Genomic DNA, 14,869 nt, shown 5'->3' on the forward strand with positions numbered 1-14,869 from the left:
CCCGCGGTCGTCCACGGTGCGGTCGTCCACGGTGCGGTCAGCCTCCGGTGGCGAAGCCGGGGAAGAGGGTCATCCCGCCGTCGACGTAGAGGGTGGCGCCGACGACGTAGTCCATCAGGTCGGAGGCCAGGACGGCCACCGCCCTGGCGATGTCCTCCGGATCGCCGACCCGGCGGTACGGGATCAACCGGAGGAGGTCCGCCTCGGCCTCGGGGGTGTCCCAGGCGGACGTGTTGATCGGCGTGCGGATCGCGCCGGGCGCGACGGCGTTCACCCGGATCCCCCGGGGGGCGAGCTCCTGCGCCAGGGTCTGCATCAGCATCAGGACGCCGCCCTTGGAGGAGGCGTAGTTCGCGTGGCCGGCCCAGGGGATGATCTGGTGGACCGAGCTCATGCAGACGATCTTCCCGGCCGAGCGGGACACCTCGGGCACCACGCCGCGGCGGTCGAACTCCTTCGCCGCCTCCCGGGCGCACAGGAACTGGCCGGTGAGGTTGACGTCCAGCACCTTCTGCCACTGGGCGAGGGTCATCTCGGTGACGGCGGCGTCCCGTTGCAGTCCGGCGTTGGCCACCATGACGTCGATCGTGCCGAACTCCTCGACCATCCGCGCGACCATCGCGACGACCTGGTCCTCCTGGGAGACGTCCGCCTCGTGGGCGTAGGCCCGCACCCCGAACGACCTGATCTCCTCGACCACCTCCTCGGCTGCCTCGGCGCCGAAGACGTAGTTCACCACCACGTCGGCGCCGGCCCGGCCCAGGCCGATCGCGGTGGCCTTGCCGATCCCGGAGTTCGCACCGGTCACCAGGGCCTTCTGCCCCCGGAGGATCGGCGGCACCGACCGCCTGGCTTCATCCACAGGCACTGCCATGACTGTCTCCCGTCGCTCGCCGCACGTCGGCACCGGTGGACCACACTCGTGGGCCCGGGCCGGTGGCCGGGCGGGCGGCTCGCCCCGGTCGGCCATTCGGGGCGGCGGTATCCCCCGGAGGGCGCAATCGGCACCGCTCCGGCGATCGGCCGCCCGGCGGGGGCACCACGCCGGCCGGGAAGCGCTCCAGCCCGGATGTGGACCAGGCGCGACGCGGGGCAGGAAGGCGGTGCTGGAGAACCAGGACTGATCCGGCCCGGCACCGACTGCCGCGGGCAATCATGACGAAACCTTTACTCCTGGGGCCCGGAGCCCGGGTGCGAGCTCCCTGACCTGTGCGAACGACCGCCGGACGACCGGCCGGGCCGCCAACTGCACCCCCTCGGCCGGCCGGTGTCCCGGGCCGGTCCCCTTCGCTCCCGGAATCGAACGCCCGCCTTCCAGTACGATCGCGCCGACCATGCGCCCGGTGGGTCGACGGCACGTCCGGTGACGATCAGCGCGCTCAGGGGCCCTTGGAAGCCCGGGAGTTGCGCGACGGCTCAACCGCTCCCCGTCCCCGGTGGGCGCGCGAGGAACGCACGGAACGGGGGCGGGCGAGAATGAGCACACCGGCAGGCAACGGGCAGTTCAGTCTCAACGGTCAGGCGATGAACGGCGCGCAGTCGGCGCTGAACGGCATGGCGCTGGACAGCAGGACCATCGGGGCGCTGGCGGACGAGTCGACCAACGCCGCGGCCGCGGCGCACAAGGGCTGGGACACCGCCGGGGCGATGCGCGCGGCGCTGACCGAGTGGCACGAGCAGGTGGACCAGTTGACCGCGCGGCTGCACCAGAACAGTGCGGCGATGCAGCAGACCACGTTCAACTACCACACCACCAACCAGTCCATCGCCGACTCGCTCAAGGTGAAGTGACCCATGCTCGGATACGAAGACGTCCTCAACGCCAACCCCGGCACGCTGTCCACCGCCGCCGGGAAGTGGCGGGAGATGGCCCAGAAGTTCCACACCATGGAGACCAACTTCGACCGTGACGTGCTGTCGGTGACCCGCAACGGGCTCTGGACCGGCGGAACGGCGGGTCTCGCCAACTTCCAACTCATGGCGACCAAGGGCCAGATCTCGGCCGCGCAGGTGGAAGCCAATGCCATGGCATCGCTGCTCGACGACGCGCGCGCGGACTTCGAGGCCGCCCAGAAGCAGGTCCGTGAGGCGGCTGACGGCGCGGTCAAGGCAGGGTTCAAGGTGACCGGCACCGGGGTCGCCGTGCTCGACACCAGCTCGATGGACAAGGGCACGCTGAACGACCTCCACCACGACCCCGACACCCAGCGGGCCTACCAGGAGGCCGCGGGAAAGTGGACCGAGGCCATCGAGGCGGGCATCCGGCGGGCCACCGACGCCGACCAGCGGGCCGCGCGCGCCCTGCGCAGCGCCTCGAAGGCCGGCAGCGTCGACAACTCCTTCAACGGCTCCGCGCTGGGCGGCGGTGACAAGGCCGACGCGCAGCGGGCCGCCGACCTCGCCACCCGGATCGACAGCCTGGACGGCGACGAGCGGGCGCAGCTGGCGAACCTGATGAAGGCCAACGCGGACAGCCCGGAGTTCTCGCAGACGCTGCTGGACAAGCTCGGCCCCGACGGCACCCTGAAGCTGGCGGAGAAGCTCAACAACCCCGGCAAGGACGACGGGCGGAAAGGCAGCTACCCCGGTCTGCAGACCGATCTCACCCGGGCCCTCGCCTCCGCCACCCAGGACCCGAACACCGAGTTCTACAAGCGGTGGCGGGAGGGCTTGAAGGAGAACGGCACCAAGAACTTCGGCTCCAACACCGAGCCGGTCTACGGCTACCAGATCCTCAGCACCCTGATGACCAAGGGCGACGCGAAGTACTCCACGCCCTTCCTCACCGACCTCGCCGACGACATCACCGCGAGCGAGAAGAAGCACCCGGGCCTCTGGAGCTACCGGGCCTCCCACGACGGGACGTCGCTGGGCGCCGACCCGCTGGACGAGGTCCTCGGCGTCATGGGCCGCCAGCCCGAGGCCGCCACCTCCTACCTCGACCCGGGCGCCGACGGCGCCAACAAGCGGCTGCACTACCTGTTGAAGGAACGCGACTGGCCCGAGGGCTACCTCACCGGCTACACCGGCGTGATCAAGATGGAGGACCCGCTCTCCCAGAGCGGCCTGGCCGCCGCCATCGAGGCCGCCTCCACCGGCGAACGGGCCGGTACGGCCCACGACGGCAAGCACACCGAGGCCCAGGCCCGGGTCATGCACGACACCATCGTCACCATGGACGAGGGGCACGGCGCCGACAAGGTCAAGGACACCCTGCGCCGGCCGCTCGCCAACGCCCTCGCCGACTACGTCGGCGACACCCACGAGCTGCTCAACGGCCGCAACGACGCCTACAACGGCCACACCGGGCACGACTCGGTCTGGAAGGACGGCGACACCACCCGGATGGCCGTCGGCCAGGACAGCCTGGTCCGGTTCATGCGCGGCCTGTCGGACGACCCGGCGGCCTACGGCACCCTGCACCGCGCCGAGACCGGCCGGATCGACCAGGAGCTGGCCGCCATCGGACCCAACCCCACCGAGGCCCAGATGAAGGACCCGATGGGCAAGGGCGCGGCCGCGCTCGGTGTCTTCGACGCCATCCGGGCCGACGCCGCGATGGACCTGCGCGACGACAAGAACGCCCAGGCCGACTGGAAGGCCAAGGTGCTCTACCACACCATCGGCGCCCCGATCACGCCGATAGCCCCGCTCGGCGACGCCGCCCAGCGCCTGGTCGACACCTGGACGTACGCGGTCAGCCTGGAGGAGAAGGACCAGAACAACACCGAGGCCAACGCGAAGATCTCGGACACCTACCTCGGGGCCAACCGCCAGATGTCCGACATGATCGGCATCTGGGCCAGGGACCGCGGCATGGATCCCGACGGTGCGACCATCAACTCCCTCCAGGACGACATGCTCAACAGCCGCAACCGCAGCAACGACGTCGCCGGCCGCTACCTCGGCCGGGGCAACGCCTGATGGCGGCCGCCCCCACCACCCGCCGCACCGCGGCCGCCGCCGTCGCCCTGGCGGTGGCGGCCGCGGCCGGCGCCGGGATCTGGTGGACGCTCGGGCGCGACGACCCCGACCGGGACTGCGCCGGCCTGCGCACGGACGACCGCGTCCGCACCGTCCTCGGGGCGTCCTGGCGGTCCGGGATGCCGTGCGGCGAACTCGCCGACGGGCTCCGCCGGGCCACCACCGGCGAGCAGCCCGGCACCCACACCCTGGCGCAGGCCCACGCGATGCGCACGGTCGTCCTGGCCGTCGCGGACGCCGCGGACCACCGCGTACACCCGGACGTCCGCGACCCGCTCGCCCGGGCCCTCGCCGACTACGCCGCCGACACCCATGCGGTGCTCACCGGCATCAGCAACACCGCCATGGCGCACGACGGCCCGGCCGCCGACGCCTGGCAGGACGACCGGGGGGTGCACTTCGCCGTCCGGAAGGACCAGCTGATCGCGGTCCTGCGCGGCCTCGCCGAGAACCCGGCGGCCTACGCGACGCTGCGCGGCGCCGACCTGCGACAGGGCGCGGCCGGCCTGGCCGCCGTTCCGACCGGCTCCGACGGCCATGCCGGCCCTGCCGGCCCCTCCCAGGACGCGATCGCGGACCCGCTGGCCCGCGCGGCCGCACCCGCCGGGGTCTTCGACGGTGTCGCCGACGACGTCCTGCGCGGTCGCGGCGGGGGCGACCGCGCGGCCTGGCAGGAGGCCGCGCTCCAGGGCCTGGCCCCCACCGGACCGACGCCGCCGACGTTCGGTGACGCCCCTGCCGAGTACCTCGCCCAGACCTGGCTGCAACTGCTCGCCCGGCCGGCGCCCACCACGCAGGAGCGGTTCGCGCGCCTGAACGCGCAGGCCACCGGGCTCCTGGACCTCTGGGCCGACGCCACCCGCCAGGACGAGGACGGGATCGGCCTGCCCGCCCTCCGGGACCGGGCCCGCGCGTCCACCGATCGCGAACGGGGCTCGGCGGCCGGACAGCTGAAGCAGGGCGCCTCCTGACCCCGGGGGGACCGCCCTGACCTTCAGGGCTTCCGTCGGGGCTTCCGGCGGGTAGGGCTTCCGGTCCTCGGGGCTTCCGGTCGGCGGGGACACCTTCGGGCCGCCGGGCCCGCCAGGGCGGCCACGTTCGCGCGCTCACTGCATGAAGCCCCCGATTCGGGGCAGATGCGGCATAAGTCCGCTCCGGACGGCGGCGGACTGTTCGAACGTCACGAAGGAGGTCAGCCGTGAGCGCTGAGGACAAGGCCAAGAACATCACGGAGAAGGCGAAGGGGAAGGCCAAGGAGGCGGCCGGCAAGGCGGTCGGCAACGAGCGCCTGACCGCCGAGGGCAAGGCCGACCAGGTGAGCGGTGACGCCAAACAGGCGGGAGAGAAGATCAAGGACGCCTTCAAGCACTGAGCCGTCCGGAGGAACGGAGGAGCGGCGGTGCCCGCCACACGGGCGGGCACCCCTCCTCCGGGCGGACGCCGACCGGCGAGGACCGGCCTTCAGGCGCCGGGGCGGCTACTGCGGCCGGGGGCCGGGGCGGTGCTCGGCGTGGCCGCAGAGCCAGGCGAGCGCCTGGTAGGCGCCGAGGGCGTAGGCGGCGTCGGTCTGGTCCCGCAGCGCCTCGGTCACCCGGACGGCAGCCGCCTGGCACTCGGCGAGAAGCTGTGCGCGGCACGGTCCGCCGGACGCCCCGAGCGGGGCGGCCGCGGTCACCGGGGCTCCGGGCTGGGCGCCGGCGGCCCACCGGTAGGCACCGAGCACGCCGTGTTCGAAACCGGTCCACGGTTGTGGCGACCGGTTGGCCACCTCGATCGCTTCGAACACCTCGTCCAGCCCCCGCACCCCCACGGCCGGGATCGTCGTCTCGTCACTGGTCATGCCCGAAACCTACGCCCACCGGCCCCTGGCCGCCTGCCGAGCGCGCGCCAGCCCGGCACTGCGTCTCCGGCCCGCCGTCGAGCCCGCGCCCGCCGTGCCCGCCGGCCGTCAGCCCGTGGCGGCGCCCCGCTCGCGCCACCACTCCACCGTCGCCGCGACCTGCTCGTCGACGAGGGTGGCCCGGACGGCGAACTCGGCCTCGTAGGCGCTCGAATCGATCACGAACGGACGGTCGAACTGGTAGCGGATCTCCTTCAACTCGCGGACCAGCGGGGAGAAGAGCGAGGCGACCCCCACCACGGCCGGCGGAAGCGCGCGCACCGCGACCGGTCCCGTTCCCGCCCGGGCGGCGAGGCGGTCGACCATCTCGCGGCTGGACAGCGCGGGCGCCGTCGGCACGTGCCAGGCCCGCCCCCAGGCCCGTTCCTCGCCGGCGACCTCGACCAGCGCCCTGGCCACGTCCGGCAGGTAGCTCCAACTGTGCGGGACGTCCGGATCCCCCATCGTGGAGACCGACTTGCCGCGCAGCACACGCGGCACGACCCGCCCGGCAAGGTGACCGCCGACGGTCACACCGGGGCCGAAGAAGTCCGAGGCCCGCACCTCGACCGCCTTGATGCGGCCCCGTTCGTGCAGTTGCCGCGCCTGCTCCCACAGGGCGGCGCGCACCCTGCCCTTGGGACCGGTGGCCGCGAGCGGCAGCTTCTCGGTCATCGGGCCCTCCACCGGGCCGTAGCCGTAGAGGTTGCCGAGCATGACCAGGACGGCCCCGCTGGCCTCGGCCGCCGCGCAGGCCGACGAGGCCAGCGGCGGCCAGTCTTTCACCCAGCGGTGGTAGGCCGGCGCGGCGCAGCTGTGGATCGCGGCCGCGCCCTGGCACAGCTCGATCAGCCGCCCGCTGTCCGCCGCGTCCGCCGCGACGTGCTCGATGCCCGGCTCCGGGCTCCGACCCGACCTGGTGACGACCCGCACCGAGTGCCCCTGCCCGGCCAGCAGCCTGGCAGTGGCCGCCCCGGCGGGCCCGAATCCCATAACGACATGAAGGCTCACGCACGCACACTAGCGCGATTGCTTGGTGGCCCTGCGTCAGATGTCCGTCCTCCGGGCGCCGGCCGACTCCCGAGCTCGGCGACCGACGGGCCGTGGCCCGGGCCGGCGGCCGCCCCGCGCGGTCCTCGGACGCGGCGTGACCGGTCCGCTCAGGCGCTGCCGGGCGGCGCACCGATGGCCAGGACCATCGCGGTGGCCGGACCTGCCGGTGTGTCGTAGGTGACCGAGTCACCGGTGCGATGACCGAGCAGGGCATGGCCGAGCGGACTGTCGGAGGTCGCCAGGGTGTGCTCCAACTCGTTGGCGAGCTCGCCGATCTGAATCGTCTCCTCCGTACCGTCGGCGAACCGCAGGGTCACGTCGCTGCCCACCCCGATGACGTCGGGAGCGGAGTCGGGGGCGGTGGCCGCTTCGCTCAGTCGCGAGGTGACCGCCGCGATCCGGGCCTCCAGCCGTGCGGTCTCGGTGACGCGTTGCAGCTCGTCGGCCTGGTCGGCCAGGTCGCCGACGGTATCGGTACCGGTGCCTTTCAAGGTCGCCGCGACCGCGTCGCGTTCGCTGCGCAGCTGGGCGAGCTCTTGTTCGAGGGCCTGGCGGGCGTCGGGGCTGATGGGCTCGGGGACACCGGTCATTCCTGCTCCCGTGGTGTTGGCGGGACAGAACGAAGCGCCGATAACAGGGCATTTCCGAGCATAGCAACTCCTGTTCGAGGCGGTCGCCCGGCAGGATCGCGCACCCGGCCCGGGACCGCGCGCGCCTCGCAGCAGGTCATCGACGCCGCCTGCCGGGTGCTGCGGATGGATCCGGTCGCCCACCGGCACGCCCTGGCACCGGCCGGGTCCGAGTACTCTCCGTGCGCGGTCCACCGCCTCTCCCGGCGGTCGGTGCGCCGGGCGGGCAGTCCCGGGGACCGTCAGCGGCCCGCTCCGGACCACGACCGGGGCCGGACCAGGACCGGGGCCGGTCGGATCGGCGCCGCGGTGGCGTCGATCCGACCGGCCCCGGAAGCGGTCCGCGGGAGCGGGATGCTCAGGGAAGCAGCTTTTCGAGAGCGGCAGGGCCCTCCGCCGCCAGCTTGCGCTCCGCCCACGCGAGGGTTTCCGGGGTGATGTCCCGCCCGGAGGCCAGCACCAGGTCCTCGGCGGTGACCTCACCGCCGGAGCCGGTGTGCAGCAGGGCATCCGGCGTGACCCCGCCGGGCCACTGAATCGAATCGGGTCGGTCGTTCATACCGCCTCCTAGGTCGTCCAGCACTCCATTCATCCATCCTGGCTCCCGGAACCCCAAAACGGACAACGGTAGGGGAAACGCGGGGCCAGATGGTGGAACCGGGCGCGTCCGCAGCCCGCCGGGGAAGAGCTGTACACCGGCGGGCGGGCGGGATGGCGTCGGGACGGCACCGGAACCCGGACAATGACGGGATGAGCAGCGCACACCAGCAACCCCGCGGCCTCACCTCCCTGATCCCGCAGTCCCGGGCCACCACCGCCAGCGAACGGGCCGCCGCCCAGCTCCTGCACCTGCGCGAGGCCTCCCTGCCGGTCCCGGTCGTCGCGGCCGCCGCCGAGCTGATCGCCGACCGGCTGGACGACCCGGACCCGGTCACCCGTGAGGTCGCCGCCGCCGTCCACACCCGCCTGCTCGCCGCTCTGGCGGACATCACCCCCGCCCGGTGACGACGTCCGCCCCTGACACCCGGAGGCCGATCAGCCACCCCCGGCCCCGGTCCATCGCCCGCCGGTCCGACGTACGCCGGGCCGGATCGCCCGCACGGCACCGGGGCCCGTGCCTCAGCGCGTGGCGACCGCGTCGCGGAGGGCGACACCCGCAGAGGTGTGCGTGAGACATGTCTGTGGTGCGGTTCGAGTGATCACCACAACCCCCACGCCAACCCGGAACAGGTCCCTCGGCACGGTCGTGTCTCACCGCCCTCCAGTCCGATCTGCTGGAGGTAGCAGGCTCATGCCGTCGTCGGTGCGGGCGTGGGCCTCGTCCGTGCGGCCGAGGTCGAGCATGCACTGGCCGGAGTCGACGGCCAGGTCTGCCGTTATGTTGCCGGTCATGTCGGGCTGAATGACGTCCCAAGGGGTGGCGCATCGCAGCAAGGCCATGGGCGGGTGGTCGCCCAGGCCGTTCCGGCTCTCTTCCGGGCCATCCAGTGGCTCCGCGAGAGCCCGAACAGCAAGCTCCTCGCCCGCCCGTAGCCGCTATGGGCGCGGCGTCGTAGCAGCGCTCGATACGGGCGAGCAGGGCAACGGTGTCGGTCTTCAGTGAAGGAGCACAGCGCATCCGAGCACCCGCCGTCGCCCTCTCCACCTGTTTCCCGGGGCTAGAATCGCCGCTTCGCTCGATCAGGGGGAGTTGTCGGTCATGAGCCATCGTCCACGCACAGCCGAAGCGATCTGGCTGGCCGCCGATCTGCCGGCCCGGCGGCTCGCCGGGGTGGCACTCAACCCCATAGCCGGCACGGACGTGCTGCTCAGGCTGCTGGCCTGCGACTCGGCCGCCGTGCGGATGACCCTCTGCCGGGATCGGGACCTGCCGGAGGAGGTGGTGGATGCGGTGATCACCCACCCCGACCACCGCACCCGGAGCTTCTTCGCCGCCAACCCGCACATCGACCCCGCCCAGCGCGCGCGACTGGTGGACGACCCGCACTGGCTGGTCCGAGCCTGGCTCGGTCGGGGACCAGGTTTCTCGCACGAGCCCAGCAAGCTCCCGGAGCACACGGTGGTCCGGATTCTCACGACCTACGACCCCGAACACCTCGGCACGCTCTATCGGCAGGTCCCGAGGTCGGCGCGGTGGACGTTCCCGTCGCATCCGGAACCGAAGGTCAGGGACTACGCCTGCAACTGGTGGTCGGAACTGACCCCACAGGAACAGTCGGCCCTGCTGACCGACCCGGACGAAGGGGTGCGCGAGCACGCCCTGCGCGCGGGCAGACACCTCGATCCCGAGTACGTCGAGCGCGAACTCCCCGATCGGTCCTGCCACGCGCGGACCCACCTGCTGATGTACGGCGCACTCTCCCGCCGCGTGGTGGAACAAGTGCTGGCAGCCCCGGTGGGGCGCGAGGATCTGGCGATGATCGCCGGCAACCCGAGCCTCCCGCTCGACGTCTTGGCACTGCTCGCCCGCGATCCCGACCCCCGTGTACGCGAGAATGCTGCGGGCCGACCGGAACTGGCGGTGGAACAGCGGCAGGCCCTCGCCAACGACTCCGACGTGGCGGTCCGCACCCGGATCTCGGTACACCCGGCGCTCACGGAGGAAGAACGCTCCGCGATCGACTACCAGGTCAGCTCGGACGAGACCTTCGCCCGCTCCCACATCCCTGCCTCGATGTACGACCCGGCGCAGTCCCGCCACCATGCCCTCAGCGGCCACCCTCCGCTGCGTCGCCGGGCCGCATACGATCCCAGCCTGCCGCCGGACCTCGTGGCGCGCCTGTCGTGCGACTCGGATCTGGGCGTGCGAGTCCTGCTCGCCCAGAACCACCCGCAAGCCCCGGCCGGTCTGCTGCTGCGCAGCTTCCTGGAATACACCGGCCGCGAGCGGTGGTCTCTGACGACCCGTCCGAACTTCCCCACTGAGGAACTGGCCGGCTACGCCGAGGCCGCGGACCCCATGGTCCGACGGCTCGCCCTCCTCAGCTCACAGACCCCTTCGGCCACGGTGGACCGGCTGTCCGCGGACCCCGATCCGGATGTACGGGCCGACGCCGCCCGGCACCCGCGCCTGTCGCTGCGGCGGCTCATCGAACTCCTAGACGATGAGGAACTCGCCTACAAGGCCGCCGCCAACCCGGCTCTGCCCCCGCCGATGCTGCACCGCCTGGTGGCGGCGCTCGACGGGCAGGCGTGACGGTCGCACCGGTTCCGGGCCTCTCCTGGGTCGGCAGGCGCGGCGGTGCGGGAGCTTCCTCAGTCGTGATCATTACCAAGTGGTCCGGGAGCAGGTGGCTGGGGTCGCTTCGTAGCCCCCGGCCGACGTGCGACGGCGACCGAGTAATTGTCAAGCCCTGTGGAACAGTGGACCCGCCACCGTGGTCCGGAAGCCGCAGGCTCCCTGTTTCGGGAGGACGGACCCCCGTACGATGCCGCATGTGATCAAGGAAAAGCCTGCTTGTCCGGTCCTGATGCCATGGCCATCTGATGGTCTTGCTACTGGCCGCGTGGGTGACACGGGAAGCAGTCGGGGACGGCGATGAACGCTGCTGTCTCTTCGCCACGGCCGCTGGATGTCACTTCGGTCTTCCCTGAACTCGCCGGCCATGCAAGGACAGCGGTCCGGTTGCACCCTGCGCCGGCGACTCCGGGCCCGCGTGACAGCTCCGTCGGAGGACCACTTGCCTGGCCGGAGGATGAAGCATGGCCCACCTGCCCGGGCGGCAGTCATCTGATGCACAGGCAGCCCCATCGCCCCGCCAACGTCCGAGGTGAGCGGTCGACAAGGTTCGCCTACCACGGTGAGATCACCTGGGACGAGATACCCGCGGACGAGACATGGCCCTTGCTGCCCGTGATGCAGGTGTACGCGCACGACGTGCCCTGGTACGACGGCTTTCCGGAGGGCATGGACATCCTCCAGATCCTGTGGTGTCCGTTCCAGCACGTCTACGACGGTCCGGCGGTGTCCTACAACGGAATCGCCGGCCCGTGGGTCCAGGTCCGCTACCGCCACCCCGCTGACGTGGGAGATCGCTTCCTGGCGCCGCCGGAACCGGTGGCCATCGGTGAGCCCGGCTATCTGCCCACCCCATGCCTGTTGCGACCGGAGCCGGTGACCGAGTACCCACACCCGGGTGCCCTTGGCGAGGAGTTCGAAGCCAAGGTCGAGGAATGGGAGCAGGCGACCTACCCCGGCCCCGACGACCCCGAGGACTACGAACCCCGCTACTCCTGGGATCTCTCAACGGCCCCGGGCTGGAAGCTCGGCGGTCATGAACCCTGGAACCACCAGGGCTACTACGGGCCGGTGCGGTGCGACACGTGCGGCAGCGGGATGCTCTTCGTGGCCGCCATCGCCAGCAACGAGTGGGACGGGGGCACGGAAAGCTGGGCTCCCGTCGGCTTCCTCGAAGGTGGTCCGAGCGATCGGCTTCGGCGCCAGGAGCCAACCGCCGTCGTACTCGGAAGACGGGAAACCATGCGCATCTTCACCTGCTCCCTCTCCACAGATCACCCGATCATCAGCGACCTGATGTAGGGCCCCGCACCGCCCGACGTCGCCACTGCGCATTCAAGCCGCGTCCGTCCCGGGGCACTCGACGAGCTGACCGCGTTCGAAGCGGGCTCCGGCGCGGAAGACTGGGACGAGGTGGCGCCGTCGACGGAGCGCCAGCGGGCCGGGGCGGACTCGACGGGTTTGAAGACCATCGCCGGATGGCCCGCGCGCCACCGGGGCTCGTGGCTCAGCGCGTGGCGACCGCGTCGAGGGTGCGCAGCGCCCGGTCGGACAGCTCGACCGCGGCCGCCGCGATGTTCGCGTGCAGGTGCGCGACCGAGGAGGTCCCGGGGATGAGCAGGATGTTCGGGGAGCGCTGCAGCAGCCACGCGAGCGCGACCTGCCGGGCGCTGACGCCCAGGTCGCGGGCGACGTCGTCCAGGGCGTCGAGCTGCAGGGGGCGGAAGCCGCCCAGCGGGTAGAACGGCACGTAGGCGATGCCCTGCTCGGCACACCGGTCGACGAGGTCGTCGTCCTCGCGGAGGGCGACGTTGTAGTGGTTCTGCACGCAGGCCACCGGGGCGATCTCCTGGGCGGCCCGCACCTGCTCGGCGCTGACGTTGCTGACCCCGAGGTGCCGGATCAGGCCCTGCTCGCGAAGGTCCGCGAGCACGGTGAACGGCTCGACGAGGTCGGCGGCGGCCCGGGTGTCGGTCATCCGCAGGTTGACCAGGTCCAGTACCGGCACGTCCAGCCGCCGGAGGTTGTCGTGGACGGCGCGGACCAGTTCGTCGCGCGACAGCGCCGCGGGCCAGGCGCGGTCGGGGGTGCGGCGGGCGCCGACCTTGGTGGCGATGCACAGGTGGCCGGGGTACGGGTGCAGGGCCTCCCGGATGAGGTCGTTGACCACGTGCGGGCCGTAGTAGTCACTGGTGTCGATGTGGGTGATGCCCGCCCCGACGGCGGCGCGCAGGACGGCGAGGGCGGCGTCCCGGTCCCGGGGCGGCCCCCAGACCTTCGGGCCCGCCAGCTGCATCGCACCGTAGCCGATCCGGGTGAGTTCCAGGTCGCCGATCTTCCAATTGCCTGCCGTGGCCGGGGCGGTCGTCTCTGAGGTCATGCCCGGATGATCTCCGGGACGTATGCTGGCCGCCAATGATTAGGGGATGTCCGAATCCTGAGGAGTCCATGTGCCGGCAGAGCTGGCGTTCTCGGCGACCGACCTGGCCCTGGTGCGGTTCGCCGTCTCGCCGATGTGGGAGGTGGGCACCAGCTACCGGCTGCTCGCCTCCGGCGCCACGCACCCCGTGCACCAACCGTGGATCCAGCAGGTGCGGCCGCGGGTGGCCGCCGCCGGCCTCGACCGGGGGTGGCTCGCCGAGCTCGTCCCGCGTTCGGGCTACGTCGCCGACTTCCTCAATCCGGCGCCCGCCGGACCCGCGCCCACCCTGGCACAGGAGCTGGCCGGGATCCGTGCCGCGCCCGCCTCCCGGGTGCGGCAGGACCTCGAACGCCTGGCGGACGAACAGGGCCTGCTCGGCTCCCGGCTGCAGGCCCTGCACGCATCCCCGCAGGACCGGTTGGCCAGGGTCACGGAGGAGATCGAGGCGTACTGGGAACTCGCGATCGCGCCCTACTGGGCACGGATCCGGGCCGTACTCGACGCCGATGTGTTCCACCGGGCCCGGCAGGTCGCCGAGCACGGCACCGGCCACCTCCTCAACGAACTTCACCCCTCGGCGAGTTGGGACGACAACGCGCTGCGGATCGCCCGGCGGCGGGCGCTGTCCCGGCAGAGCGCCGGCGAAGGGCTGCTGCTGATCCCCTCGGCGTTCACCGGGCCGCACCTGCTCACCCGGCTGACGCCACCGGAGCCGCCGCAACTCGCCTACCCGGCACGCGGGATCGGCGCGCTGTGGGAGTCCCGGCCGGCCCCGAGGACGGATGCCATCGCCGCCGTCCTCGGCCGTTCCCGGACCAGGCTGCTGACCGAGCTGGACTCACCGGCCTCCACCACCGAACTCGCCCGCCGCACCGGGCTGTCCCCGGCCGGGGTGTCGCAGTACCTCACCGCGCTGCGCGACGCGGGCCTGGTCAGCGCCCACCGGGCCGGCCGCTCGGTGCTCTACGCCCGCACCTCCGTCGCCGAGGCCGTCCTCTCCGCCGCCCGCCCCTGAGGCCGCTCACGGTGGCTCGGCGCCGACCCGGGCAGGCGCCTCCCGGGTCGGCCGGCAGCCCTCCGAACGATCCGTCGGAGGAATTCCACCCTCCATCCGTCACATTCTCCCGGCGGCATCCGTCGATCCAGTAGGACAGCCCGACCGATGGAAGGACGACACGATGCTGACGAACATCATGTACACCACGCTCTACGTCACCGATCAGGACCGCGCGTTGCGCTTCTACACGGAACAGCTCGGCCTGGAGAAGCGCATCGACTTCCCGAATCCCGGCGGACGCTTCCTCACCGTGGGCGTCCCCGGCAGCCCGGTGGAGATCGTCCTGTGGGCGCACGCCGCGGCCGCCGGGCAGCCGGCCGAGCCGGCCGGCCAGCCCGGCCCGGTCTTCCTCGAATCGGACGACCTGCGGGCGGACTTCAAGGTGTTCCGCGACCGCGGTGTGACCTTCGACCAGCCGGAACCGGAGGACTACGGGTTCGGCATCCGCATCGAGGCGGTGGACCCGGACGGCAACCGCATCTCGCTGCGCGAGCGCAGCCGGGCGGGCAGTGGCGACGGCTGACCGTTCGCCCGGGGTGGCCGGCGTCGGCCACCCCGCCGCCGCGGCGACCGCGGACGCCCCCTCCCCGGGCCACCGCCGGCCCAC

The 14,869-nt window shown here is 72.3% G+C and carries 16 protein-coding genes; 9 read left to right on the plus strand and 7 right to left on the minus strand.

Features of this window, described 5'->3' with window-relative positions; translation table 11 throughout:
* Positions 1-37: 37 nt before the first annotated feature.
* The gene (locus AB0J08_RS08820; RefSeq protein WP_360629156.1) at positions 38-874 is read right to left on the minus strand and encodes an SDR family oxidoreductase; all 837 of its coding nucleotides are present in this window, start codon (positions 872-874) and stop codon (positions 38-40) included.
* 602 nt (positions 875-1,476) lie between these two features.
* Between AB0J08_RS08820 and AB0J08_RS08825 the strand changes: the two genes are divergently transcribed.
* The 4 genes from AB0J08_RS08825 (at position 1,477) to AB0J08_RS08840 (ending at position 5,356) form a co-directional block, all read left to right on the plus strand.
* Positions 1,477-1,791 (plus strand): hypothetical protein, encoded by a 315-nt coding sequence (locus AB0J08_RS08825; RefSeq protein ID WP_360629159.1) that lies wholly within the window; start codon positions 1,477-1,479, stop codon positions 1,789-1,791.
* 3 nt (positions 1,792-1,794) lie between these two features.
* A complete protein-coding gene (locus AB0J08_RS08830) occupies positions 1,795-3,924 on the plus strand; it encodes a DUF6571 family protein (protein ID WP_360629163.1) in 2,130 nt (709 codons plus the stop codon).
* Complete coding sequence (locus AB0J08_RS08835; RefSeq protein ID WP_360629166.1) at positions 3,924-4,955, plus strand: hypothetical protein; 1,032 nt, start codon at positions 3,924-3,926, stop codon at positions 4,953-4,955. The genes AB0J08_RS08830 and AB0J08_RS08835 overlap by 1 nt, the downstream gene beginning before the upstream one ends.
* Before the next feature lie 227 nt (positions 4,956-5,182).
* Positions 5,183-5,356: a CsbD family protein gene (locus tag AB0J08_RS08840; protein WP_360629169.1), complete on the plus strand. Its 174-nt coding sequence runs from the start codon at positions 5,183-5,185 to the stop codon at positions 5,354-5,356.
* Between the two features lie 105 nt (positions 5,357-5,461).
* Here the strand turns inward: AB0J08_RS08840 and AB0J08_RS08845 are convergent, their stop codons facing one another.
* The 4 genes from AB0J08_RS08845 to AB0J08_RS08860 form a co-directional block, all read right to left on the minus strand.
* On the minus strand, positions 5,462-5,824 hold the full coding sequence (locus AB0J08_RS08845) for a hypothetical protein (RefSeq protein ID WP_360629172.1): 363 nt from the start codon (positions 5,822-5,824) through the stop codon (positions 5,462-5,464).
* 108 nt (positions 5,825-5,932) lie between these two features.
* A complete protein-coding gene (locus tag AB0J08_RS08850; protein WP_360629175.1) occupies positions 5,933-6,874 on the minus strand; it encodes an NAD-dependent epimerase/dehydratase family protein in 942 nt (313 codons plus the stop codon).
* A 149-nt stretch (positions 6,875-7,023) separates the two neighbouring features.
* Positions 7,024-7,506, minus strand: a complete 483-nt coding sequence (locus AB0J08_RS08855; protein ID WP_360629178.1) for a GreA/GreB family elongation factor — start codon at positions 7,504-7,506, stop codon at positions 7,024-7,026.
* Positions 7,507-7,903: 397 nt separating this feature from the next.
* Complete coding sequence (locus AB0J08_RS08860) at positions 7,904-8,104, minus strand: hypothetical protein (protein WP_360629181.1); 201 nt, start codon at positions 8,102-8,104, stop codon at positions 7,904-7,906.
* 191 nt (positions 8,105-8,295) lie between these two features.
* Here AB0J08_RS08860 and AB0J08_RS08865 point away from each other — a divergent pair, with 191 nt between their 5' ends.
* Entirely contained in the window at positions 8,296-8,550 is a 255-nt protein-coding gene (locus AB0J08_RS08865) for a hypothetical protein (RefSeq protein WP_360629184.1), read from the plus strand.
* A gap of 246 nt (positions 8,551-8,796) precedes the next feature.
* Here the strand turns inward: AB0J08_RS08865 and AB0J08_RS08870 are convergent, their stop codons facing one another.
* Entirely contained in the window at positions 8,797-8,937 is a 141-nt protein-coding gene (locus tag AB0J08_RS08870; RefSeq protein ID WP_360629187.1) for a hypothetical protein, read from the minus strand.
* Between the two features lie 307 nt (positions 8,938-9,244).
* On the opposite strand from AB0J08_RS08870, the gene AB0J08_RS08875 reads away from it, so the two are divergent.
* Together AB0J08_RS08875 and AB0J08_RS08880 are read left to right on the plus strand one after the other, a co-directional pair.
* Positions 9,245-10,741 carry a hypothetical protein gene (locus AB0J08_RS08875; RefSeq protein ID WP_360629190.1) on the plus strand — a complete coding sequence of 499 codons (1,497 nt, stop codon included), beginning with the start codon at positions 9,245-9,247 and terminating at the stop codon, positions 10,739-10,741.
* A gap of 648 nt (positions 10,742-11,389) precedes the next feature.
* The gene (locus AB0J08_RS08880) at positions 11,390-12,085 is read left to right on the plus strand and encodes a hypothetical protein (protein WP_360629193.1); all 696 of its coding nucleotides are present in this window, start codon (positions 11,390-11,392) and stop codon (positions 12,083-12,085) included.
* 205 nt (positions 12,086-12,290) lie between these two features.
* Here the strand turns inward: AB0J08_RS08880 and AB0J08_RS08885 are convergent, their stop codons facing one another.
* Positions 12,291-13,163 carry an oxidoreductase gene (locus AB0J08_RS08885; protein ID WP_360629197.1) on the minus strand — a complete coding sequence of 291 codons (873 nt, stop codon included), beginning with the start codon at positions 13,161-13,163 and terminating at the stop codon, positions 12,291-12,293.
* 70 nt (positions 13,164-13,233) lie between these two features.
* Between AB0J08_RS08885 and AB0J08_RS08890 the strand changes: the two genes are divergently transcribed.
* Positions 13,234-14,220, plus strand: a complete 987-nt coding sequence (locus AB0J08_RS08890; protein WP_360629200.1) for a DUF5937 family protein — start codon at positions 13,234-13,236, stop codon at positions 14,218-14,220.
* A 163-nt stretch (positions 14,221-14,383) separates the two neighbouring features.
* Complete coding sequence (locus AB0J08_RS08895; RefSeq protein ID WP_360629203.1) at positions 14,384-14,785, plus strand: VOC family protein; 402 nt, start codon at positions 14,384-14,386, stop codon at positions 14,783-14,785.
* Positions 14,786-14,869: the final 84 nt, after the last annotated feature.

Origin of the sequence: Kitasatospora sp. NPDC050463, from assembly GCF_040655255.1 — a bacterium.
Classification (GTDB): Bacteria; Actinomycetota; Actinomycetes; order Streptomycetales; family Streptomycetaceae; genus Kitasatospora.